Source organism: Bacillus sp. HY001, assembly GCF_007558965.1.
In the GTDB taxonomy this organism is placed as follows: Bacteria; Bacillota; Bacilli; order Bacillales; family Bacillaceae_G; genus Bacillus_A; species Bacillus_A mobilis.
Genome location: NZ_VLTE01000274.1, coordinates 1 through 311 on the forward strand (window position 1 = coordinate 1; position 311 = coordinate 311).

The 311-nt window shown below is 34.1% G+C and carries 1 protein-coding gene; it reads left to right on the forward strand.

Annotation, left to right across the window (positions count from 1 at the left end; translation table 11 throughout):
• Positions 1 to 177: 177 nt before the first annotated feature.
• Positions 178 to 311 (forward strand): DUF3947 family protein (locus FOT98_RS31260; protein WP_144291259.1); only part of this gene is annotated, 134 nt, incomplete at its 3' end.

A 311-nucleotide genomic window follows, 5' to 3' on the forward strand; every position in this document is an offset into this window, starting at 1 on the left:
TATGGCCAAGGCTAATGATGAAAATAGGTGACTACGATTGTATTGTATGTACGAGTTTAAATAAAACCCTTACTAGGTAGGTAATAAAAAAATAAATTAGATTCTATATTTAACACTTAGAAAACCATCGTCATAACATAAATTGTAGTAATTCAAATGAAAGAGGGTTGGATATTTATGGATTATCCTGGTATTAATGGCTTAATTAGAAGGTATCGTCCTCAAGCAGGTACCACGGCTATATCATATAGTGCAGCGCAAGGTACTCTTCACGCTGTTCATCATGCAATGCAAATGCAACAACAAATGCA